Consider the following 21061-nt stretch of genomic DNA (forward strand, 5'->3'; position numbering starts at 1 on the left):
TCTGCCTGCGCGACTTCTCAGCGTCTGCCGGATTTCCGCGCGTGGTAGAGCGCCACCGCATCCTTGATATCGCCGGAGCTTAAGAGTTTGGCGCTCAGCGTGCGCAGATCCGCCTGCTGCCGTTCAGAAGGTGTACGCGATGTGCCGGGCCGCACGACCTGGGGCAGCGGTCTTGCGGCGGCGGCATCCCGTGCCTTCATCATCAGACGGTACTTGCCGGCGTCATCTTGCAGCCCGCGGAAGATGATCAGACCGTCACCCGGCGCTTCGATCTTGTCGGTGAACAGCTTGAAGCCGCTACCAACGCCGAGGGACGCAATTTTGCTCTCAATCAGCCGCTTGCTCGATTGCGCCAACGTCCGCTGGGCCTCGCGAATGCAGACCGCAAGCGTCCCACGCTCGGCCTGGCATGTCTCGACCAGCAATTCGCCGAAGAAATGCGATTTACCCGAGCCGCGGCCGCCGTAAACACCCTTGTAGCGTGCGGGCGCTAGCAGCGGCTCAAAAACCTTCGCTGTCGGGATTTTCAGGATCGACAATGACAATGACCTATCCTGTTAGATGATTTCATGCTCACCATCACCTCATCTCGATGTCAGGGGCCGACTACCGAAAACGCCCTCAGGTTCTGAAGCGAAGCAAGCCAGAATCGTCCATCTCTTTCGTTGCGCGCCGATGGGTGGTTCGAAGAATCGGCGCTAGAACGCAGAGAACTGCCGGAACAAAAGATCGCTAGCTGACGCACAGGACGCCTCAAGCACTCTCCCTGTCCCTGCTTTCTGGATGAACAATGACACGCTCGATCCGGTGGATCAACTCGAGCGCACCGTCGCTGTTTTCCAGCGGTTGCGTGGCCTTGCCCCAGCCGCGATCGAGGATGGCGTTGGCGGCAGACACGCGGGCGGCTGGCGTTGCATCCTTGCTTCGCATGATGCCGACGAGAACGCGGATTGCGGTTCGGGTATGGCTACGCGCTAAGGATCGGATCTCAACGAGGGCCTTTGCTTTGCCCATTTAGGCTTCTCGGCTGGCCGGTCCGCCATGCTTGTCTGGAGTTGCATCGAAACGTCCGATGGGGGACTCGCGAAGCGCGGTGCGGAAAGCAATTGTCGGAAAATCCGTCTGCGCGTCGCGTTTGGGACGCGGGATGGACTGGATGACGTCGGTAACCATGAGAACTCCTGCGATACGGCGATGACAATGAGGCCGACAAGCGCGAGCGATATCAGGCAGGCGGTCATCGGCTCCTCTCCAGAAGAAGAAATGTGCGGCATGATCGCGGTGCGCAGGCGCGGATCATTTGGGGCGCGAACCTTATCCCGTCAGGGCCGCGTGAGGCGCGTGACGAACCCGCGCCGCGGGCCGGCATGTTCGCGCATGCCGGCCAATTGTGTGGTGATGAGAAAGGTTCGGACGGCGGCGCGCTCGCGATCGCCCAGGCGGGGGGCGTTGGGAGTTGCGGCGTCGATATGCGGCCGCCGTCCGATTCAAAAAATTCCAAACAAAAAGCCCGCGGCGGATTTCTCCGCGCGGGCTTGACGATTTTCGCGATGATGGCGTTATGCCGGTGATTTGCCCGACATGTCAATCCGTTTTCGAATGGTCAACAAGTTGCGGAAAGTTCAACGAAACGGTTTCGACAAATTGAAGAATTACCGTCACAGCCGAAGAATGGTCGCCATCTCGCATGAAGCGCCGATTGGTGCCGGAGCAGCGACCCTATGGGAGGTCGGCTGAATTGGAAGTACCCGGCTGTTCTGTCCAAGCGCGTGGGAAAAGATGTGGAGAAATTGGTCTGCAGATTGCCTAGCTACCGACGCGCATTATCGGCGCCCTTACTTCCTTGTAAATTTGGCAGAATGGTAGCTGGACCTTCGCTCTTTGACATCGTAGGCAAACTGGACTTTGACGTCGCCGTTCGAGAAGTCGATCAAAAATTCTTTTGATCGGGGGTTATAGGTAATTGGCTCAATGAACCGTGATTTCACGACTTCTTCCAGTAACGCATCGCCCTCGCAATCCAGAAATGGTGCGTATCGGGAGTTCAAATCGTCGTACGGAGTGAACTCCTCCGATACGGCGATGACAACGAACCGATAAGCGCAAGCGAGAACAGATAAGCCGTCATCGGCTTCTCCCAAAAGAAGAAATTTGCGGCATGATCGCGGTGTGCAGGCGCAGATCATTTGGGGCGCGAACCTTATCCCGTTGGGGCCGCGTGCGGCGCGTGACGAAACCCGCGCCGCGGGCCGGCATGTTCGCGCATGCCGGCCAATTGTGTGGTGATGAGAAAGGTTCGGACGGCGGCGCGCTCGCGATCGCCCAGGCGGGGGGCGTTGGGAGTTGCGGCGTCGATGTGCGGCCGCCGTCCGATTCGAAAAATTCCAAACAAAAAGCCCGCCGCGGATTTCTCCGTGCGGGCTTTGCGATTTTCGCGATAATGGCGTTATGCCGGTGATTTGCCCGACATGTCAAATCGTTTTCGAGCGGTCAACGAACTGCGGAAATTCGACAAAATGGCTTCGACAGTTTGAAACCGTCCTGGCTGAAACTCGATGAAACGAAAAGCCCGCTACCGTTTCCGGCGCGGGCTCTACGATATCGGCGATGATGTCATCGTGCACCTGATTTGCCCGACACGTCAAGTACCGAACCAGCGTCAAATCGAACGCAGCGATATAGAAACGAAATCGTTGGCCGTGGATGGTGCACCCGCGACTCACGCTTTATTGCGCCGCCCGATTAGCCGGGTGAACCGGCTTTGGTACGGGCGGTTCTGGCTCCACGTCAAGCTTCGGTTCAGTTGGCATGACCTGCGCACCGGCTGCCCGTGCAGCTTCGCCGGTCGTACTGTAATTGGCGGTCACTGGGTGCTGTACTTTCGGCTTGTTCCACGGCCCATGGTCAACGATCAATATGCCGAGCACGCCGAGAATGGCGACCCCAATCGCAACCTTCAATGGCGCGCCACCGCTTCTGATCAATTGATCTTCGGTCCATTCATTCGCCATCGGAAAATCCGCGTTGCTTTCCTCTGACCAGATCAAATCCGGGCGATGGCGAAAGTTCCCATCGATCTGCTCAGGAGATCGACCTATTGGAACGAATGTATTGGCCACGCATTGTGGGAACGTGAGCCGTCGCTAGGCGAATGCCAAGGCGATCCAGTGAGTTGCAAATCGTGAATGAAACCTCAGGACCATCCCAGCCTGGTATGGCGGAACGCGCCATTGATACCGCGACCGATGTGTCACGCACGCTGACAGAAGTGTCCGCCGCGCTGCAGGCGGCGGCGGGCCGTCTCAGCGATGCAATTACGGCAGCGCGGAAACCAGGAATGCCGCTCTCGACCATCAGCGCAATCGCTCGCGAAGCGCCGCTGGCCAGTCTGTTCGTCGCCTTTTTGTTCGGTGTCGCGATCGGACGTCGCCGCTAGCAGGCCCTCAGAACTTGCCCTTCGTCGAATCCTTTGCGGCGGACACGACGCCGCCGGTTATTTGTCGCATATGTTCACCGGCGTTGGTGAACTGGCTGCGCAAGAATTCAGACTGGATCTGCATCGCTTCCTGGAGATCGGTCGCATGGACCAGCTTGCGGGCATGCTCGAACGCAGCCTTCATATTCTGTTCGGTAAACGACAGCGCCTGCTTGGAAATTTCCGTACCCGCACCCGGCATCGACGTCATGGACTTTCCGGCGGCATCGAAGAACATGCCGAACGCCTTTTCTGCCTGATCGATGGTTCTCTCGGCCAACTCGCGCAGCTCGGCCGGGACTTCGAGTTTCGGTTCAGTCATGGTCGCTTCTCCAATGTCGACATTGGCAGGTTAGCACAATTCCCGGCTGCGTCTGCGCCGTATTGGACCGAGCTCCGAGATAGACCTCGGCCGCAGGGATGCGGCCGGTTCAATTTCAAAGAGAACTCCAAGGAATGATTTCCTTTCCTCGCGGCCCGTAGCCGTACGGGTGCGGTGCCCGATTCCAATGGTGGCAACAGTGTGGCATAGTGATTCGGGCTTTAGGGATCGGCTGTCGGTGGCGTTGCGTCTCTGGTTTTAGGTCTCTGTTGGGACATGGAGATAAGATGCTGCAAACATTGCGACCGACGCCAACCTGCACGCGCTTTCAAACCAGCATAGCAATGCCATGCATGAAATGCGGCGCACAGATGCGGCTCGCCACGGTCGAGCCACGCGACCAGAATTACGACGTGCTGACCTACCGCTGCACGCCTTGCGACTCCGGCGAGAGCTTCCTGAAGGCGCGCTGATTACGAGCCGTTCAGAACGGCGATTCCCGCCTGCGTCAGCACGATCCCCTCGTCGCGCACTTCGACTAGGCCGAGACCCGTCAATGTTCTCAAGTCTTCGTCGCTGACCGGCGACAGTTTCAGTCGGCGAGCCTGAATGTCCCGCAACGTCCAGCGGAGATCGATAGCCTTCTCGAGGCTGAATTCAGCGAAAGGATTTTCTGCCATTCGCTTCCACTTATTGGACAATTAAACCAGATCTGTCTTGGCTGCGGCGTCCCCTGACGCGCCTGATAATGCGGCAATCGACGTCAGGTTCCCGACGCTGCGAAGACAGCGCCGACCAGAGGTATCCTCGTTCCGGACCGGCCGCAGCTTTCGGCTCCTCAATAGCGATAGGGTTCGATATCCAGCAAGGGAAAGGCGCTGAATACACTGGGTGGATTGGTCGCCGTAGCTGCATGCAGATAGGATTTGTCGAGTTCGCCCAACCGGGTGACGCCGAGCAGCCCGAGGCAGCGGATCACTTCGTCTTCCAGCAATTCAAGCATCCGCACGATGCCAGCCTCGCCCGCGGCCGCAAGTGCCCAGCATTGCAGACGGCCGATGCCGACCAGATCGGCGCCAGAGGCAATCGCCTTTACGATGTCGGTGCCGCGGCAGAACGACCCGTCAACCATGATCCTGGCGCGCCCGGCAACCGCGTCAACGATTTCCGGCAAGACGTGCATCGCGCCGCGTCCGTGGTCTAGCTGGCGGCCGCCATGGTTCGACACATAGATCCAGTCCACGCCGTGATCGAGCGCGATGGCCGCGTCTTCCGCGGTGGCGATGCCCTTGATCACCAGTGGAATTTTGTACTTGTCCTTGATCAGCTTCACCGTGCGCCATTCCAGCCCTTTCTGGAAGTCGCCGCCGGTTGCCCGGATATGGCTTTCGCGGACATACCGCTTGGCGATATCGCGCTCGCGCCGGCTATAATGCGCGGTGTCGACCGTCAGGCAAAAGGCGGCATAACCGTTCTCGATAGAGCGGCTGACAACGTCTTCGACAAAGGCGTCGTCGCCGCGGACATAGAGCTGATAGATGCGCAATGCGCCGGGTGCGGCTTTGGCCGTCGCCTCCAGCCCCGGCTCGGACACCGAACTCAACATGTGAGCAGCGCCGAACTGCCCTGCTCCGCGCGCGACCGCTGCGCCTGAACTGGGATCGAAAATCTCCAACGCACCGACCGGCGCAATCATGACAGGCAAACGCAGGCGGCGGCCGAAAACTTCGGTCGAGGGGTCGACTTCCACGACATTGCGCAATACCCGAGGCCGGAATGCAATCTCGTCGAGCGCCATGCGGTTGCGACGCATCGTGGTCTCCGTTTCGGAGGCCCCGACGATATAGTCCCATGCGTTCTGGTTGAGTCGGGCGCGTGCCTTCCGAATGAATTCGTGGAGATTCTGGAATTCTTCGCCGCTGGCGCCGAGCTCGACATTTCTCGCCGACCGTATGGGGGCCCCGTCGTCCATGATATTTCTCTCCCGCTTTGGCGGCACCTTAGCCGCAGAAGAACGGAAAAAGCTACCGCTTTGAATGGGTTAGGCGTGGTGCAAACGCAGGGATGTCATTCGTTTGCGAGATACATCGGGATACGAAGATCAGCTTCGCTCAAGCCGCGTTACCCGTTTTCCCGAAGGCCCCGGCCTCGGTCAGAGCCGCAATACGCCGCTCATCGTATCCGAGCGTCTTTTGGAGCACCTCCCTGGTATGCTCACCCAGCAGCGGTGCCGCCACGGGATCGACGGCTGGCGTCAAGCTCATCTGCAGCGGCGTTTCAATATTGGGGACGGCGCCCGCGGTCGGATGCGGGATCCGGCTAAGGCGATGGCGGTCGCGCACTTCCGGCGCGTTGAATCCTTGCTCTACCGTGCGCAGATAGCCAACCGGTATGTTGGCCTTCTTCATCTTCGCCATCCAGTTCTCAAGACTGTCGGTCGCAAAGACACCGGCGATGATGGCACGCAACTTTTCTCTGTTGGCAGTTCGGTTTCTCCTGTGGGCGAACTCGGGATCCGTGACGAGATCCGGCCGTTCAAGCACATCCACCACAAGCCGGCGGTAGAGCCGGTCATTGGCGCAGGCCATGTAAAGCGGTCCATCGGATGCCTGATAGACGCCGACGGTGGGCGAGCCGTTCGGCGAATTTCCGAAACGGCCCGGGTTCGCGCCACTGATGAGATAGGCCATGCCATAGAAACCGGTCATGGACACGGCGGTGTCAATCAGCGCGATCTCGACCTGCTGGCCGCGGCCGAGCCTGTCGCGGGCGATCAACGCCAGCAGGATTGCGTTGCATGCTGACATGCCCGTCGCCATGTCGACGATTGGCGGACCGGTTCGCACCGGCTCGCCATCTGGAAAACCGTTTAGCGACATGAAGCCGCTCTCGGCCTGCGTGATCGGATCGAAGCCCGGACGCAATGCGAACTCACCCTTGCGGCCATAGGCCGAGATCGAGCAATAGATCAGTCTCGGATTGGTCGGCGCGACGGAAGCATAGTCGAGACCGAACTTCTTCATCACGCCGCCGGAAAAGTTCTCCACCACGACATCGGCTTTCGCGATCAATTCGCGCGCAACTTCGAGTGCCGCAGGATTGTTGAAATCGAGCGTGATGCCACGCTTGTTGCGATTGAGGCTGAGGAAGGCTGCGCTCTCGCCGCCGATTTCCGCGTGTTCATAGTGCCGAGTATCGTCGCCGCCGTCCGGATTTTCGATCTTGATCACTTCGGCGCCGAAATCGGCCAGCGTTTGCGTGCAGGCCGGACCGGCAACGACCCTGGTGAAGTCGACGACCAGCAGACCATCCAGTGCAGTCGGTTCGCCCTTTGCGCGCGGCGTTCGCTCCGGCAATTGCGGCCTGGCAGTCATTTCCGGCATTTCCTCTTGTTATTCTGCCTGGCGAAACGAAAACGTCGCCGCGACAGCAATTTCAAGACTTTCTTACCGGAACCAGACGGACAACGCCAAACCCCGATTTTGCAGGGCGGGACCTGCCGCTGACATAGCTCTCAGAGCGAAAGACAGACGTGCAGCGTTGCCCGGCCGTGACGGGCACCCAAAAAGGCCGCCCGCCCCCAGGGTCGGGTCCGGGAGACGGGCGGCGTCTTATCGATGAGAGGCGCAGCGAACAGCGTGCGCTGAGTCGTTACGAAAACTCCGCTTGGCCTACTCTGCAATCATTTCACCGGACCCGCCAAACTCAGCCGGGAAATCTTTCAGTTTGGGCAGCCCATCCCGCATTGGCAGCACCGTCTCGGCGTAGTTGATATGCACGCCGGGCGTGAAAGGTAGCGTCGGGAGGATTGCGGCAAAGACATCGACCAGCCCGAGCGTCGGGTGGTTTGTCATCAGGTGACCACCGCATTCCGCACAGTACTTGCGCTGGCTCATCGGCGTCTTCTCGAACGTCGAAACATGTTGCGCACCTGCCGTGATCCGTACTGCATCCGGCTTCCACAGCGTGAACGCATTCACGGGTCCCCCGGACCACGAACGACAAGAACGGCAATGACAATAGCCCATTCCTTCCGGCGCTCCCGTGACCTGGATTTCAACCACACCGCAAAAACAGCTTCCAGTATGCTTCATCATCCTCCGTCTCCTATCCTAGCCACTTGAAAAGTGGCTAGGTCAGTTTGTGCCATGGAAACAGCATCGAAACGCGCTCTCGATAACGGCGATATTCGTCGCCGAACATGCCGACGAGGTCGCGTTCCTCAAGCATTATACCAATAAAGATGTAGGCTGTGGTCACCGCTGCGAATAGCAGATGGCCGGCGCTCATGGTCGGGGCCGCCCAGAAAGCGATGATGAAGCCGAGATAGATCGGATGCCGGACAAACCGGTAGAACAACGGCGTCCGGAAGACTGGTGCCGGCATCTCGCGGCCGACGAGGTTGTTGGCGACCTGATGCAATCCGAACAGTTCAAAATGATTGATCAGGAAGGTGCTCGTGAACACGATCACCCAACCCACGAATGACAGCGTCGCGATCACCATGGCCATTTCAGGCCCTTGGACATTCCAGATGACGGCCGACATCGGACGCCATTGCCAAAACAGCAACAGAAGCGTCAGGCTTGCACACAGCACATAAGTGCTGCGCTCGATAGATCTCGGAATAAACTGCGTCCACCAGTGTTTGAACGATTTACGTGCCATGACGCTATGTTGAATGGCAAATAGCGACATCAGCCCGAGATTGACGACAATTGCCTCGAATATCCCCGATTTCGCGCCGGTATCGATCGTCTTCGGCACCGCGAGGCCCGAGACGAATCCGATGGCGTACAGAATCGTGAACAGAAATGTGAGATAGGCCACACATCCGAATAGAAATGCAGTGAACCTTAGCACTCGATTGCCCGGCATCGCCGGGCTGAGGGTTTGAGTTTCCGTCATGAACTTGGCTCCGCTCCGGGCAATGGGATTGGAATTCCCGGTTTTGGCACGATGCGCGGAGAACGGCGACAGGTCTTTGCCTGACGCTTGATCTCTTCATGAGACGGACTTGATTGTTTCTTGAGAACAGATGCGATGGACAAGTGAGATTCAACTTCGATAATCACATCCTGGACACTAATCGTCGCGAGCTGCGCCGTGGCGGCGATCTGGTTGCGATGCAGCCGCAAGTATTCGACTTGCTGGTTCACCTAGTGAAGCACCGCGATCGCGTGGTCAGCCGGGATGATCTCATTGCGCTGGTGTGGGGTGGGCGGATCGTCTCGGACTCCACGCTGGACAGCCGGATCAACGCTGCCCGCAATGCGATTGGCGACAACGGAAAGGAACAGAGACTCATCCGCACCATTCCCCGCAAAGGCATTCGCTTCGTCGGCGACGTGAATGGGCCGTGCGATGCACAGGTCGCATTGCCAATAGAGGCAGAACGGCCTCGTGCGGGACTCGCACTGCCCGACCGGCCGGCAATAGCCGTGCTGCCGTTCGACAATATGAGCGGCGACCAGGAGCAGGAGTATTTCTCCGACGGAATTAGCGAGGACATCATCACTGCGTTGTCGAAATTGCGCTGGTTCTTCGTGATCGCGCGCAACTCGTCATTCACCTATAAAGGCAAGCCGGTGCATATGAGGCAGGTCGCTGCCGAGCTTGGCGTGCGCTATGTAGTCGAAGGCAGTGTGCGAAGAAGCGGCGACCGCGTACGCATCACCGCTCAGCTCAACGACACGGCAACCGGCAGCCACATCTGGGCGGAGCACTACGACCGCGACCTGACTGACGTATTCGCGATACAGGACGAGATCACGGACGCCATTGTCGCCGCGATCGAGCCGCAGATTTACGCCGCGGAGAGTTTTCGCAGCCAGCGCAAGCCACCCAACAGTATCGATGCATGGGACCTGGTGATGCGGGCGCTGTCGCATCACTGGTGTGTAACGCGATCCGACAGCCTCGCCGCGCAAGCGCTACTGGAACGCGCCATTGCACTCGACCCGGACTATGGCCAGGCGCTGGCGCTGTTCGCGACCAACCATATGTTCGGCGTGCATCTCGGCTGGACGGATCTTGCAACTTCAGCCCCCATCGCCGAGCAAGCGGCATTGGCGGCGATTGCCGCCGACAGCGAGGATGCCTGGGCCCATACGGCCCACGGCAGCGTGTATTTCTCCACGCGCCGGCTCGACCGTTCGCTGGCCGAGTTCGAACTGGCGCTCCAGCTCAACCCGAACTTCTCCCTCGCGCAGGGATATTACGCGCTGGGGCTATCCTATACCGGGCGATGGATGGACGCCTATGCGGCGACGCAACGCGCCATCCGCCAGAGTCCCCGGGATCCCTCTTCGGCGATCTATTATGGCGTTGCCGCCTATGCCCAGTTCGTCGGCCGGAACTATCAGGAAGCCATCGCACTGGCGCGCGAGGCGACGCGTCAGCGCGGCGACCTCACCGGGGCCTATCGGGTGCTGACGGTCGCCGCCGGCATGACCGGCCAGATCGAACTCGCGCGGGCTGCGCTTCAGGAATTGCGCCGGGCCCAGCCGAATATCTCGCTCGCCTGGATCGCGACGCAGTTACCCTGGAAGCTCGATGCCGATCGCGAGCACTATCTCGAAGGCTTTCGCCGCGCCGGATTGGAATGAGCTTTCGCGACCGGCCTCGATTACTGCTGCTTTTCCCAGAACGACAGCAATCCCTGCGAGGCTGAGCCTCCGATCACGCAGGGAATTCCAACTGCGACCTGCCCCAACGCAGCCGCAGAGACGCAACCGAGCGCAACCGCGCCGACGCCAACCTGACCCCAGAAGCTGAGATCCCGGCGGCTATCGGAGCCCTTGGTCTTGAGTTCATCCACGGCGGCCAGCGCATCCTTGCGGAGAGCAGCGATCTGCACCGTGTCCGCCGCCTCAACTACTTCGGCAAGCGGTGCCTTGACTGTCGCCGGTTGCCTTGCGAGTTCGCTGCGGAGATATTCGCGCAAACTTGCATCACGAATCGCGTAGCTTGCCAACGTATAGCGCGCCATGCTTCCGACCGTCAGCTTGTCGATCGTGTCTCGGCTCTTGCTCCATGGCAGCATCTGGATAATGCGCTGGACCGGGGCGTGCGAGCCGGTCGCAAAATAGTAGCCCCACAGCGTATCCAGCAAATCCTGGTTGCTCGCCAGCGTGAGCGTCGTGTTCAGCTTCCGCTCGTCCTTGGCAAACGGATTCTTGGTGAAGGCGCTGCGCAACTTGTCCATCATGCCGGGCTTTGCCTCTTCCAGCGGGATTTCGGCCAAAGTCGGCAGCTTGCCCGCCAGATAGCTGTCGATCATGACCCGCCTGCCCGGCATTCGTGGCGCGACCCGGCGCAAAACGTTTCTCCAGTCAGGCAGCCCCGAATAGGCGATGGCGCGGACGATCACCCATTCGTCTTCCGGCCGAACGGGGAAGAAACTGGCAATCAGTTGCTCAGCCTTGGCTGGGTTGGAACCGATCGCGCCGGCGATAAAGCCGAGATAGATCCCGGCATTCTCCGGCTCCTTGAACGTCTGCGAATGAAACAGTACGCGCACGGCTGCCGGGACATGGGCATAATCCGGCTTGGCCCGATAGTTATAGATCCATTGCTGGACCACCCCGAGCGAGGCGCGCGGATCGACCTCCGGCGCCTTCTCTGCATGCGCGGGCTGAATCAGCATGAGCGCAGCGGCAATGAAGGCGGCATATCGCATGTGATGCTCCTGCGAGCGCCGACGCCTGCGCGGTTCCTGCGCGAGCGTCCGAGGCTCTCTCGATGGCGAAGCATGATGCGTGCATTGCGACAATTCTGAGAAAATCGACATTAACAAAAGACGCCTAAATTGTGGCGCGTCGCGAAAAGGTTGCCCGCACCTCACCTTATCCCAGACATTTTTTCGCCCCGCGCGGGCAATTCGATCTCAGCCGATCAACTGGGAGTCCAGCGGGACGTGGAGATCAGACGCATCACGCAGCGCAACCGACCGTTCCGATCGGGGGTGGCCGTTTGCCGGCTTACCGGCGCCCTCGGCTTGATTTTCGCGACGCCGGTCGTCACCGAAGCCGCGCCGCCATCGCAAGATACGATCATCGTCGAAGGCAACCGCCGCGTCGACGCCGAGGCTGTACGCTCACACTTTCATCCAACCGCCGACGGACATTTCGATGATGCCGCGCGTGATGCGGCGCTGAAAGCACTGATCGCAACCGGTCTGTTCGAGAAAGTTTCCATCGAACGCGCCGGCGATCGGCTTGTGGTGCATTTGTCCGAAGCGCCCGTGCTTGATCGCGTCGCGTTCGAAGGCAACAAGAAGGTCAAGGACACCGACCTCGCCGCAGCCATTGAATCCAAGCCGCGCGGCTCGCTGCAACGCGCCACCGTGCAGTCCGATGTCGGCCGCATTATCGAGGCCTACCGGCGTGTCGGCCGCGCCGAGGTCAGCGTCGATCCGCAAATCATCGACCGCGGCAACGGCCGGGTCGACCTCATCTATGCCGTAACGGAGGGCGCAAAGACTCCGGTACAGCGGATCGATTTCACGGGCAACAAGGCCTTCGGCAAGCGACAGCTCAGTGCCGTAATCAAGACCTCCGCCACCCATATGCTGAGTTTTCTGACCGGCGGTAACGTCTACGATCCCGACCGCGTCGCGCAAGACCAGGAACAGCTACGGCTCTACTACCGCAGCAAAGGCTATGCCGACGTCAGCGTGTCAACGGCAAAGGCGGAGTATGATCCGGCGGCGAAGGGGTTCACGCTGAACTTCGCAATCGACGAAGGCCCGCTTTATCACTTCCGGGAAGTCAGCGTCGCCTGCAACGTTCCGGGAATGGACTGCGACAAGCTTCGTGGCCTTCCCACCGCCCATCCAGGCGCGGTGTTCGACGGCAACACGCTGGACAAGACCACTGAGCTGCTAGCGATCGAAATGGCAAAGCTCGGCTATCCCTTTGCCCAGGCGACGCCGCGACTCACCCGTGATGCCGCAGCGCAACGCATCGATGTTGCCTTCGTGATCGAACAGGGGCCTCGAGCCTATGTCGAGCGGATCGAAATTCACGGCAACACGCGGACCCGCGACTACGTGATCCGACGCGAATTCGATATCGCCGAAGGCGATCCCTACAACAAGACATTGATAGATCGGGCCGAACGGCGCCTGAAAAACTTGAACTACTTCAAGACGGTGAAAATATCGAACCGGCCGGGCTCGGCGCCGGATCATGTCATCCTCGATGTCGAGGCGGTTGACCAGGCAACCGGTGATTTCAACATCGCCGGCGGCTACTCGACTGTCGACGGTGCGCTCGTCGAGGTCAAAGTAGGCGAGCGAAATTTCTACGGCACGGGCAAGAATGTGCAGGCCACCTTCACGTACGGCCAATATGCGCGCGGCATCAACCTGGCCGCGTCCGAACCGTATTTTCTCGGCACCAAGGTCGCCGCGGGAATCGAACTTTTCGGTCGTCAGAACGACGCCAATAGCTACCAATCCTACGGCAGCACCACCTACGGCGCGAGGCTGCAACTGGGCACGCCGATCAACGAGGAGCTCGGCGTGCAGTGGCGCTACTCGATTTACAATCAGAACATCACGCTATCGCCGAACAGCTCCGGCCTGACGCCCTCGTTGGCCGTCCGGCAGGCGGCCGCCGCCGGCCCGACGTGGGTCTCCGCCCCCGGCAGTACGACGACCTACAGTACGCTCGACAACACAAAGAGCCCAACCAGCGGAATCAGATCGCAGCTCAGCCAGGATCTGGCCGGACTGGGTGGCGACGTAAAATTCCTGAAGACCACGGAAGACGTGCGCTATTACAAATCGCTCAATAGCGATCTTGTCGGCATGGTGCGCGCCCAGGGCGGCTACGTCACCGGTTGGGGCGGTCAGCAGGTGCCGCTGATGAATAATTTCTTCGGCGGCCCGACCATGGTGCGTGGATTTGCCCCGAACGGATTCGGCCCACGCGACCTGACGCCGGGCACCACAATGGATAACGTCGGCGGCAGCGCCTATTGGGCAACGACCGCCGAACTGCAGAGCGCGATTCCCGGCGTGCCCAACGAATACGGCCTCCGGGCCACGGCCTTCGTCGACGCCGGCAGTGTATTCCGCTACAGCGGATCGACGGCATCGCTTCAGGTCGCCAACAAGAATGTCGTGCGCTCGTCGGTCGGTGCCGGCCTGACCTGGGCCTCGCCATTCGGCGCCCTGACCGTCGACTATGCCGTGCCGTTGACGAAGGCGGCCTATGACGTGGTGCAGCCTCTTCGCTTCAGCGCGGGAGGGTTTTGACCGGAACAGGATGCTCCGTCGCGAATCCGTACAACAGCGCCAACCGGTCGAGGCATTCGCGCAATCGCCTTGAAAAATAGTCATGCCATCGCTTGGTGCGCAGTCCCCTCCGCTCGCCGACCTGTTCCATCGTCATTCCCTGGACCAGGACGTCATGCACCAGCGCCGAGCCGTCCGCCCCAAGTTCGCGCTCGGCACGGTTCAACCGCAGCACGGCCTTGCGTTGACCCTCGGTGATCGGTTCGCGTCGCTGCCCGCCATCGACATATTCCCGGGTCGGATCGACCGCGCGCGGGCCGCGCTCCGCCTTCTCCCAGTCGCTCTGGAACGCCCTCCCCGCCTGATACTGCGCCTCGTCGATCTGGCGGTGGGAATGTAATCGAGCGAGGGGGTCGTTGCGAATCGAACGCAAGGCAACGATCTTCTCGCCCGGCTCCAACGCCACCGGGTTGTCGACCTCGACGGTTGCGACTTCGGCATTGCGTAACAAATCGCGCGACCTTCGGTCGTGCGCCTTGGCGGGATTGTACGGCTTTCGGCGTTTAGCTCTCGGCATCTGATATGCTCCTTGATACGGTGAATTTCGGTATCGACCCGGAGTTCTATTCGGTTGATGCGCTCGATATCTCGTCGCGCAGCAATTCGGACAAATCATCCCGCCGGCCGCAGCCTCCCGGCTGAAGTCCGATCAGCGCACGCAGGTGAGCGATCCGGTGGCGACGCGGCAGCCGTTTCAACCTGTCGGCCACGCATGTGACAGCAACGTTCGTCATACCGTCTCCAACATCCGCAGCAGAGCGCTCCGCGTGTTCGGACGGCACGACCGGATTGCGACTCAAATGAAAATGCGGCGCGCAGTAAGCCGAACCCGGGCGGCGCGGATGACCGCAGAAAGTAATAACCTCACTCTCCTCATCGCCGCCATAGGGGTAGCGGCAGTCACCACTCTCCAGCTCGGTCAGGGAGATGTGCCGTGGCTCGATCGCCGCGCAGCGCAGCTTGAGCGGCTTGATCTCCTTAAACAACGGCACCGGCCAGACAAGCGCAGACGTCATGGAATCACTGGCACGAGGTTCTCCGATGTCGTGCAGGTCCGCCGGCTTGGTGGGCATAGACGGTTGCAGACGACCGTCAGCTCCTAGTCCGAGGCGCCGTGCGCGCCCGAGCGCTGCACTGCGAGTGTAGAACGTATTGAATCGTGAATTGATCGCTCGCGCGGCCTCCGAATAGCTCATGCCTTTGGCAAGAAGTTCCCGCAGCGCGTCCGAGTGCTCGGGCGCCCAGTTCGACAGTTCCATCTTGTTGTCCTTGCTCTTGTCAACGCCGCCCGATGCCGGCAATCAATTTCTGATATTCCGAAATAAAAGTCAAGCTTGATTTCTGATAATCGGAACTGCTATTGTTTCTGAAATTCGGAAAGGAGTGACCATGCTGGACATCAGGTTGATCGAGCGGGGCCTGGAGAAGCCGGGCAAGACCAAGGGCGGATTGGCCGCCGCGATGGGCGTTCGTCCCGGCGCGGTTTCGGAAATCCTGTCCGGGATACGGCTGATTAAGGCGTCTGAAATAGCGCCTATCATCGAATATCTCGAACTGAATTCGGTGCCGATCATGGGTCGGGTGGGCGCCGGCGCCTCGATCGAGCCGGAATACGAGCAGGTGCCGCCGGAAGGCCTCGGCGAAGTCGAACTGCCCTTCCCGATCGCGGAAGAAACCATCGCCTTCGAGGTGGCCGGCGATTCCATGCTGCCAAAGTACGAAAACGGCGATGTTATCGTCGTTTACCGAGAGCAGCGCCACCCGCTGTCGAGCTTCTACGGCGAGGAGGCCGCGGTCCGCCTGAAGACCGGCGAGCGCTATTTGAAGACGATCTCGCGCGGAAGGTCCCCAGCGTCGGTCAACCTGACGAGCTTCAATGCCAAGCCGATCACCGGCGTAAAGCTGGAATGGATCGGCGAGATCTGCGTCACCCTGCCGAGGGGCCAGATCGAACGATTGCGCAACAAGGCCGCAGCCCGCTCGCGCAAGGCAGCAAGGGCGGTCGGCGGACGCGCGTCGGAAAAGTAATCAAGGCAGCTTTCGCCTTCCGAATCAACAAGTCCTGCTGAGGCGCGACCGTCTCACTGACCCCTGCCTGTAATTTCTGTTTTTCGGAATTTTCGCTTGACTTATTTCCGATTTTCAGAAATACTCTCCTCATCGATTCCGACGCGCGGGATAAGGGTCAGATCGCCAGCATGCAATATTTCGTCGTGATGATCGACTACGGCCGCCGCGGTCGCGAGGCCATTGTTGATCCGGAAATCACGAGACGCGAGGTCGTCTCCCGGGTCGCGTCGGGTGAATACCGCAATATCAGCTTCATCCACGAAATCGCGGATTGCTCGGTTGAGGACATCACGGCCGATATTCTGAGCGAGGCGGCCCTTCCCGACATCGGCGCGACGGGCGCCGATCTGCAGGCCAGCCATTTCGATCACATCCGAGATCTGCGCAAGCACGAGAGCGCGTGATCACGTTCGGTCACGCTATTCCCTCAAAACATTGTGATTACTGGGCGGGCTTTGATCGCCGACAACTTACTTAACTATTCTTCACGCAAAGTCTATTCGGACAGCGCGGACGATCGCACTAGATTCGCGATTCGATTTCTCCGACATGTAAAGTCTTAGCCAACAATGCATCCGTCAATGAAGGCCGAGCTCGCCGCGCGCGACCGCGATCTCCGACTCTGTCTCCTGCTTGGCATCGCGGCCTGGTTTCTCTTTCTGGATCACGTGCCGCACAATGCGGTGAGCCTGCTGACCATGCGCAATTTCGGCTTCAGCGGCGCTACCGACCTGTTTGTATTCATCGGCGGCTACACGGCCGCGATCCTCTATGGAAAAATGATGCTGGAACGCGGTTTCGTCGTGTCCGCGACCCGCGTTTTCAAGCGCCTGTGGCAGCTTTACGCCACTTACGTCGTTTTGTTCGTGATCTATATCGAACTGATCGGATATGTCGCGCGCAGATCCCGCGCCCCCGAACTGATCGGCGAGTTCAATGTTACGGGGATCGTCGACCATGCGATCCGGACGCTGATTCACGGCCTGCTGCTTCAGGCCAAGCCGCTCAATCTCGACGTGCTGCAACTGTTCATCGTGCTGATGGCGTTCTTTCCGATCGTGCTGTTCGGCATGATGCGGCGGCCGAATCTCACGATCGCCGGATCGATTGGTCTCTACTTCGCATCCCGGCTGCTCGACTGGAATCTGTCTTCGTTTCCGGACGGACGCTGGCATCTCAACCCGTTCTCCTGGCAGCTCCTGTTTGTGCTCGGCGCCTGGTTAGCGCTAGGTGCTGCCAGCCAGGTGCACGCCATACGCACCCTCCAGGGCCTCGCAATTCTGCGCGCCGCGGCATGGCTGTACCTGCTCTTTGCGCTGGTCGTCACCGTTGCAGGGAAGTTTCCGCAAGCTGGCATTGTGCCGGATTTCCTGCCCGATACCTTTCCTTCGAACGATGGGGAGAACCTTGCCTCCTACAGGGTGCTTCATTTCCTGGCGCTCGCCTTTCTCTTTACCTACATGGTGCCGCGGAACTGGCGCGGATTCCGATGGCAGGCGTTACAGCCTATCATGAAGTGCGGCCAGGAATGGCTGGCGGTGTTCTGCGCCGGGGTGTTTCTCTCGTTTGCCGCGCATCTCGTCCTGATCACAGGCCCGGATTCGCTTGCCCTGCATGTGCTGGTCAGCTTCGCCGGGATTTTGATCATGATAGCCATCGCCTACTATGTGGCATGGTCCAAACAGCAGGATCACAAGCCCGCATTCCGGATGCGGGGAATGACGGAGCTGCCGAAGGAAGGCCGGTTCGCGAAGTAGTTCGCGCCGGCATCTTGCCTTCCTTCCCCGCACCGCGGTCCCTCAATCCACAGGGAACGCCCCCTTCAGCCGCGTCTCGCTCTCACCCAACATGGCGGCGTCGAGTCTGTCTTCGGCCGACGCCGCCATGGCGCAAGTGAAGATGCGATAGAACTGCGCTCCGTCGAAAGCGACCAGCAGCAGATCGACGCCGGCATTGAGCGCCTCGACCACTGCCGTGCAGACATTGCGTTGATAGATTGCTCCCATCACGAGGTCGTCGGTCATGATGACACCCCGATAGTTCCATTTTTTGCGAATGATGCCGTCGACGACGCGTTTGGAATGCGACGCGGCGCGGTCCGGGTCGACGGACGTCAGCGTCACATGCCCGATCATCAGTTGCGCTTTCGTGCCGGTCAGCACCTTTCTGAACGGAATCCAGTCCGACGCTTCGAGTTCATCGAGCGGCGCATCCAAGTCAGCGCTGAAATGATGAGTATCGGCTCGCACGCGGCCGAGCCCCGGAAAGTGCTTGGCGGCCGCTCCAACGCCGGACGCTTCGAGGCCGCTCACATAAGCTCGTGCGATCTCGGCGACGACCACCGGATCATCGGAAATCGCGCGGCGGCCGATCAGAGTGTTGAAGTCGAACCGGTTACGCTTCACTTCAGGTCGCAAATCCAGCACCGGCGCAAGATTCAGGGTGACGCCGAGCGCTGCCAGCTCCTGCCCATGAGTGCGCCCGAACGCCTCTGCTTTCTCGGCGCGCACATCCGGCGCCAGGCTCGCAAGCGTCGATAGCGCCGGCAGCTTGGTCAAAGGCGGCGCCAGATGCGATACGATGCCGCCTTCCTGGTCGGCCGCGACGATCAGGGGCGGCAGGCCGGCAGCGCGCCGCTTTGCCTGCAGCGCCGAAATCTCCTCTTTCAAACGCGTCGCCGACGATCCCGCGACATTGTGCTTGGTGATGTAGGCGCCGGATATCAGGCCCTTCTCGGCCAGAACTGAAACCTCCGGGAATGACGAGTACCCAACGATAAAATGTTTTCCAAGGCTGCGAACCTGTGCAGCATCGGTCCGCAGAACCCGTTGCTTGCGCCATTCAAACGCAGCATGCGCACCGAGCATCGACAGCAATGGCAGGCACCACAGCAGTATGAGCGCCCTTCCCGCAATGCCTCTTCTCCAATAGCCGCGGCGGATGAGCAAGACGGCGACAACCACGCTCGCAATAGCCAGAGCGATGTTTCCCGTTCCCCGCAGCGAAATCAGATAGGGATCGTTCTTGTTCGCAGCAGCGAAAACGAAGGCTATTCCAGCGAGCCAGACCAGGGTCAGGCCGATACGTTTGAGACTTTGCATGAAAATGATTGAAGTTTGGGCAAGGGGATCAGACGAGACCATTGCCCGTATCAAACTTGCCTCGCCGGCGCGAGCGCATAACCGCACCTGCACGGAAACTGCAGAAAAATCCTGAACTCTTGCAGACGGCGCTCCAATCAATTGCACAACCGCGCCAGATAGTCCGTCTTGCAACTCAGCGGCGGTCTTCGAAATGCCTGTTCCCACAAGATTAGCTAACGACGGGTGGTGGCTATGCGAGCGACCCGCGACGGCGCTGATTTGCAATTTTCCTCTCCAGACAGGTAGCGCAACAATGACCGACCTCACCACGCCGGCATCCGATGTAGGCTCCGCTCAGGCGAGCCCGATCCCGGTCAAACCCGCGATTGCCGTGGCGCTGGCGGCCCTGGCCGACTGGTTGTTCTACGGCCAACAAATCGGAATTTCTGCGGTCGTCTTTGCGCTCGCGCTGGCTCTGGGCTCCCTCACCGCTAGTTTCGCAACGTTGGACAGAAGTCGGATGCTGCTGGCCGGCGTGCTCGTGTTGGCCGGACTTGTACCGGCTATCGAGGAATTCAACACGGCTTCTCTGGCCTTCATCATTCTGGCGCTCGGCGTTGGTCTGTTGCTGACCACCAATCTGCAAAGATACAAGCCCAGTGAACAGGCGGCGGCGCTATGCGATCTATTTCTGGTCGGCCCCTTCAGGTTTTTTCGGGACGCCATCGGCTTGTTCAATCTACCGACACTCAAGACCGGTCTTACGATCTGGTTCATTCCTGTGGCCTTCGGCGGCATCTTCGTTCTTCTTCTGGTGTCGGCAAATCCATTGCTGGAGAAGTGGATCCGCCTGATGGACCCGGGCGACGCCGCCTCTTATCTGAGCCTGGGTCGGATATTGTTCTGGGCCGTGGCGCTGTCGACCATATGGCCCTTCATCCATGTCTGGTGGCGCAGCAGGATGGCGGTTTCGTCCGGCTTGATCGAAGCGGCGGTTCTGGACCAGACGCCGCGATCGGACCGGATGGAGTTTTTCGGTTTCGCGACAATCCTGCGTTCGCTGGTCCTGTTCAACTTGTTGTTCGCCTTTCAAACCATCCTCGATGCGATCTATCTCTGGGGCAACGTGGCGTTGCCCGCCGATATCAGCTACGCCTCCTACGCCCATCGAGGCGCCTATCCCCTCATTGTCACGGCGCTTCTGGCGGCAGGCTTCGTTCTGGCCGCGATGAGACCAGGTGGGCCGGCCGAGCAATCGAAAGTGATTCGGCCGCTGGTCTATCTATGGGTGGCGCAGAATGTTCTGCTGGTGATGTCGTCGATCCTGCGCCTCGATCTTTATGTCCAAATCTATCTGCTGACCTGGTGGCGCGTCGCGGCCTTCATCTGGATGGTACTGGTCGCGGTGGGCCTCGTGCTCATCGTCGCCCGCATCGTGCTGAACCGCTCGAATGATTGGCTGATCCGCGCCAACCTCATCACCCTGACGACGACCCTCTACATCTGTTCACTGGTGAATTTCGCCGCCATCATCGCTGACTACAATGTCAGTCATAGCCGCGAAGCGGGCGGCAAAGGAGTGTGGATCGATATGAACTATCTGCTATCCCTCGGGCCACAGGCATTGCCTGCCATCGATCGGGCCATCGCCCTTCGCGGGTTCGATCCGGCCCTTGTTTCCCGCCGTAGTTGCCTTGTAGAACAGCAAGCGAAAGAGACCGCTTCCTGGCGCTCCTGGGGTTTTCGGAGTTGGCGCCTCCAGCGCGCCCTGGAAGCCCAACCGAAGAGTTCGACCACAGGTTAGTTCG

Annotated in this window: 22 protein-coding genes and 1 pseudogene; 10 read left to right on the forward strand and 13 right to left on the reverse strand. The window is 59.8% G+C overall.

Annotation, left to right across the window (positions count from 1 at the left end):
- Window positions 1–224: 224 nt before the first annotated feature.
- The 3 genes and pseudogenes from KJQ96_RS41705 to KJQ96_RS01325 all read right to left on the reverse strand — a co-directional run.
- A pseudogene (locus KJQ96_RS41705) lies at window positions 225–539 on the reverse strand (phage terminase large subunit); the annotation flags it as partial.
- Window positions 540–753: 214 nt separating this feature from the next.
- Window positions 754–1014, reverse strand: a complete 261-nt coding sequence (locus KJQ96_RS01320) for a hypothetical protein (RefSeq protein WP_213284898.1) — start codon at window positions 1012–1014, stop codon at window positions 754–756.
- Window positions 1015–1173: a hypothetical protein gene (locus KJQ96_RS01325; protein ID WP_213284899.1), complete on the reverse strand. Its 159-nt coding sequence runs from the start codon at window positions 1171–1173 to the stop codon at window positions 1015–1017. It abuts the gene before it with no gap.
- Between the two features lie 92 nt (window positions 1174–1265).
- Here KJQ96_RS01325 and KJQ96_RS01330 point away from each other — a divergent pair, with 92 nt between their 5' ends.
- From KJQ96_RS01330 to KJQ96_RS01345, 4 genes are all read left to right on the forward strand, one after another.
- Window positions 1266–1571 (forward strand): hypothetical protein, encoded by a 306-nt coding sequence (locus KJQ96_RS01330; RefSeq protein ID WP_213284900.1) that lies wholly within the window; start codon window positions 1266–1268, stop codon window positions 1569–1571.
- A 683-nt stretch (window positions 1572–2254) separates the two neighbouring features.
- On the forward strand, window positions 2255–2458 hold the full coding sequence (locus KJQ96_RS01335) for a hypothetical protein (RefSeq protein WP_213284901.1): 204 nt from the start codon (window positions 2255–2257) through the stop codon (window positions 2456–2458).
- 97 nt (window positions 2459–2555) lie between these two features.
- Window positions 2556–3038, forward strand: a complete 483-nt coding sequence (locus KJQ96_RS01340; RefSeq protein ID WP_213284902.1) for a hypothetical protein — start codon at window positions 2556–2558, stop codon at window positions 3036–3038.
- Between the two features lie 176 nt (window positions 3039–3214).
- Entirely contained in the window at window positions 3215–3436 is a 222-nt protein-coding gene (locus tag KJQ96_RS01345) for a hypothetical protein (protein ID WP_249733583.1), read from the forward strand.
- Between the two features lie 7 nt (window positions 3437–3443).
- Here KJQ96_RS01345 and KJQ96_RS01350 read toward each other — a convergent pair whose 3' ends face one another.
- From KJQ96_RS01350 to mddA, 6 genes are all read right to left on the reverse strand, one after another.
- Entirely contained in the window at window positions 3444–3797 is a 354-nt protein-coding gene (locus KJQ96_RS01350) for a phasin (protein WP_028347305.1), read from the reverse strand.
- 473 nt (window positions 3798–4270) lie between these two features.
- On the reverse strand, window positions 4271–4477 hold the full coding sequence (locus tag KJQ96_RS01355) for a hypothetical protein (RefSeq protein ID WP_213284904.1): 207 nt from the start codon (window positions 4475–4477) through the stop codon (window positions 4271–4273).
- A gap of 158 nt (window positions 4478–4635) precedes the next feature.
- Window positions 4636–5769, reverse strand: a complete 1134-nt coding sequence (locus tag KJQ96_RS01360; RefSeq protein WP_213284905.1) for an alpha-hydroxy acid oxidase — start codon at window positions 5767–5769, stop codon at window positions 4636–4638.
- A 139-nt stretch (window positions 5770–5908) separates the two neighbouring features.
- The gene (locus KJQ96_RS01365) at window positions 5909–7171 is read right to left on the reverse strand and encodes a CaiB/BaiF CoA-transferase family protein (RefSeq protein ID WP_213284906.1); all 1263 of its coding nucleotides are present in this window, start codon (window positions 7169–7171) and stop codon (window positions 5909–5911) included.
- Between the two features lie 297 nt (window positions 7172–7468).
- Entirely contained in the window at window positions 7469–7891 is a 423-nt protein-coding gene (locus KJQ96_RS01370) for a GFA family protein (protein ID WP_213285115.1), read from the reverse strand.
- Window positions 7892–7928: 37 nt separating this feature from the next.
- Window positions 7929–8705: a methanethiol S-methyltransferase gene (mddA, locus tag KJQ96_RS01375; RefSeq protein WP_213284907.1), complete on the reverse strand. Its 777-nt coding sequence runs from the start codon at window positions 8703–8705 to the stop codon at window positions 7929–7931.
- A gap of 143 nt (window positions 8706–8848) precedes the next feature.
- Here mddA and KJQ96_RS01380 point away from each other — a divergent pair, with 143 nt between their 5' ends.
- Window positions 8849–10405 (forward strand): winged helix-turn-helix domain-containing tetratricopeptide repeat protein, encoded by a 1557-nt coding sequence (locus KJQ96_RS01380; RefSeq protein ID WP_213284908.1) that lies wholly within the window; start codon window positions 8849–8851, stop codon window positions 10403–10405.
- A gap of 20 nt (window positions 10406–10425) precedes the next feature.
- On the opposite strand, the gene KJQ96_RS01385 is transcribed toward KJQ96_RS01380, so the two are convergent.
- Window positions 10426–11478 carry a hypothetical protein gene (locus tag KJQ96_RS01385; protein ID WP_213284909.1) on the reverse strand — a complete coding sequence of 351 codons (1053 nt, stop codon included), beginning with the start codon at window positions 11476–11478 and terminating at the stop codon, window positions 10426–10428.
- Window positions 11479–11715: 237 nt separating this feature from the next.
- Between KJQ96_RS01385 and bamA the strand changes: the two genes are divergently transcribed.
- A complete protein-coding gene (bamA, locus tag KJQ96_RS01390) occupies window positions 11716–14061 on the forward strand; it encodes an outer membrane protein assembly factor BamA (protein ID WP_375293129.1) in 2346 nt (781 codons plus the stop codon).
- Here bamA and KJQ96_RS01395 read toward each other — a convergent pair.
- Window positions 14042–14617: a DUF6456 domain-containing protein gene (locus tag KJQ96_RS01395; protein ID WP_213284910.1), complete on the reverse strand. Its 576-nt coding sequence runs from the start codon at window positions 14615–14617 to the stop codon at window positions 14042–14044. The genes bamA and KJQ96_RS01395 overlap by 20 nt on opposite strands.
- A gap of 46 nt (window positions 14618–14663) precedes the next feature.
- Entirely contained in the window at window positions 14664–15359 is a 696-nt protein-coding gene (locus KJQ96_RS01400; RefSeq protein WP_213284911.1) for a GcrA family cell cycle regulator, read from the reverse strand.
- Window positions 15360–15489: 130 nt separating this feature from the next.
- On the opposite strand from KJQ96_RS01400, the gene KJQ96_RS01405 reads away from it, so the two are divergent.
- The 3 genes from KJQ96_RS01405 (at window position 15490) to KJQ96_RS01415 (ending at window position 17927) form a co-directional block, all read left to right on the forward strand.
- Window positions 15490–16128 carry a S24 family peptidase gene (locus KJQ96_RS01405; RefSeq protein ID WP_213284912.1) on the forward strand — a complete coding sequence of 213 codons (639 nt, stop codon included), beginning with the start codon at window positions 15490–15492 and terminating at the stop codon, window positions 16126–16128.
- A gap of 170 nt (window positions 16129–16298) precedes the next feature.
- Window positions 16299–16574, forward strand: a complete 276-nt coding sequence (locus KJQ96_RS01410) for a hypothetical protein (RefSeq protein ID WP_213284913.1) — start codon at window positions 16299–16301, stop codon at window positions 16572–16574.
- A 177-nt stretch (window positions 16575–16751) separates the two neighbouring features.
- Entirely contained in the window at window positions 16752–17927 is a 1176-nt protein-coding gene (locus KJQ96_RS01415; RefSeq protein ID WP_309142349.1) for an OpgC domain-containing protein, read from the forward strand.
- A gap of 42 nt (window positions 17928–17969) precedes the next feature.
- Here KJQ96_RS01415 and KJQ96_RS01420 read toward each other — a convergent pair whose 3' ends face one another.
- Window positions 17970–19271, reverse strand: coding sequence for a glycoside hydrolase family 3 N-terminal domain-containing protein (locus KJQ96_RS01420; RefSeq protein ID WP_213284915.1), 1302 nt, complete (start codon window positions 19269–19271; stop codon window positions 17970–17972).
- A gap of 295 nt (window positions 19272–19566) precedes the next feature.
- Here KJQ96_RS01420 and KJQ96_RS01425 point away from each other — a divergent pair, with 295 nt between their 5' ends.
- Entirely contained in the window at window positions 19567–21057 is a 1491-nt protein-coding gene (locus KJQ96_RS01425) for a DUF4173 domain-containing protein (protein WP_213284916.1), read from the forward strand.
- Window positions 21058–21061: the final 4 nt, after the last annotated feature.

Source organism: Bradyrhizobium sp. sGM-13 (assembly GCF_018398875.1).
Taxonomy (GTDB): Bacteria; Pseudomonadota; Alphaproteobacteria; order Rhizobiales; family Xanthobacteraceae; genus Bradyrhizobium.

What these genes read in the sequence shown, in the direction of transcription:
- KJQ96_RS01355 (WP_213284904.1), bottom strand. Translation starts at nt 4,477, where the DNA reads ATGGCAGAAAATCCTTTCGCTGAATTCAGCCTCGAGAAGGCTATCGAT.
- KJQ96_RS01335 (WP_213284901.1), top strand. Translation starts at nt 2,255, where the DNA reads ATGTTCGCGCATGCCGGCCAATTGTGTGGTGATGAGAAAGGTTCGGAC.
- KJQ96_RS01415 (WP_309142349.1), top strand. Translation starts at nt 16,752, where the DNA reads ATGAAGGCCGAGCTCGCCGCGCGCGACCGCGATCTCCGACTCTGTCTC.
- KJQ96_RS01400 (WP_213284911.1), bottom strand. Translation starts at nt 15,359, where the DNA reads ATGGAACTGTCGAACTGGGCGCCCGAGCACTCGGACGCGCTGCGGGAA.
- KJQ96_RS01320 (WP_213284898.1), bottom strand. Translation starts at nt 1,014, where the DNA reads ATGGGCAAAGCAAAGGCCCTCGTTGAGATCCGATCCTTAGCGCGTAGC.
- KJQ96_RS01325 (WP_213284899.1), bottom strand. Translation starts at nt 1,173, where the DNA reads ATGGTTACCGACGTCATCCAGTCCATCCCGCGTCCCAAACGCGACGCG.
- KJQ96_RS01420 (WP_213284915.1), bottom strand. Translation starts at nt 19,271, where the DNA reads ATGCAAAGTCTCAAACGTATCGGCCTGACCCTGGTCTGGCTCGCTGGA.
- KJQ96_RS01385 (WP_213284909.1), bottom strand. Translation starts at nt 11,478, where the DNA reads ATGCGATATGCCGCCTTCATTGCCGCTGCGCTCATGCTGATTCAGCCC.
- KJQ96_RS01350 (WP_028347305.1), bottom strand. Translation starts at nt 3,797, where the DNA reads ATGACTGAACCGAAACTCGAAGTCCCGGCCGAGCTGCGCGAGTTGGCC.
- KJQ96_RS01405 (WP_213284912.1), top strand. Translation starts at nt 15,490, where the DNA reads ATGCTGGACATCAGGTTGATCGAGCGGGGCCTGGAGAAGCCGGGCAAG.
- KJQ96_RS01370 (WP_213285115.1), bottom strand. Translation starts at nt 7,891, where the DNA reads ATGAAGCATACTGGAAGCTGTTTTTGCGGTGTGGTTGAAATCCAGGTC.
- KJQ96_RS01395 (WP_213284910.1), bottom strand. Translation starts at nt 14,617, where the DNA reads ATGCCGAGAGCTAAACGCCGAAAGCCGTACAATCCCGCCAAGGCGCAC.
- KJQ96_RS01425 (WP_213284916.1), top strand. Translation starts at nt 19,567, where the DNA reads ATGACCGACCTCACCACGCCGGCATCCGATGTAGGCTCCGCTCAGGCG.
- KJQ96_RS01365 (WP_213284906.1), bottom strand. Translation starts at nt 7,171, where the DNA reads ATGACTGCCAGGCCGCAATTGCCGGAGCGAACGCCGCGCGCAAAGGGC.
- KJQ96_RS01340 (WP_213284902.1), top strand. Translation starts at nt 2,556, where the DNA reads ATGAAACGAAAAGCCCGCTACCGTTTCCGGCGCGGGCTCTACGATATC.
- KJQ96_RS01360 (WP_213284905.1), bottom strand. Translation starts at nt 5,769, where the DNA reads ATGGACGACGGGGCCCCCATACGGTCGGCGAGAAATGTCGAGCTCGGC.
- KJQ96_RS01410 (WP_213284913.1), top strand. Translation starts at nt 16,299, where the DNA reads ATGCAATATTTCGTCGTGATGATCGACTACGGCCGCCGCGGTCGCGAG.
- mddA (WP_213284907.1), bottom strand. Translation starts at nt 8,705, where the DNA reads ATGACGGAAACTCAAACCCTCAGCCCGGCGATGCCGGGCAATCGAGTG.
- KJQ96_RS01345 (WP_249733583.1), top strand. Translation starts at nt 3,215, where the DNA reads ATGGCGGAACGCGCCATTGATACCGCGACCGATGTGTCACGCACGCTG.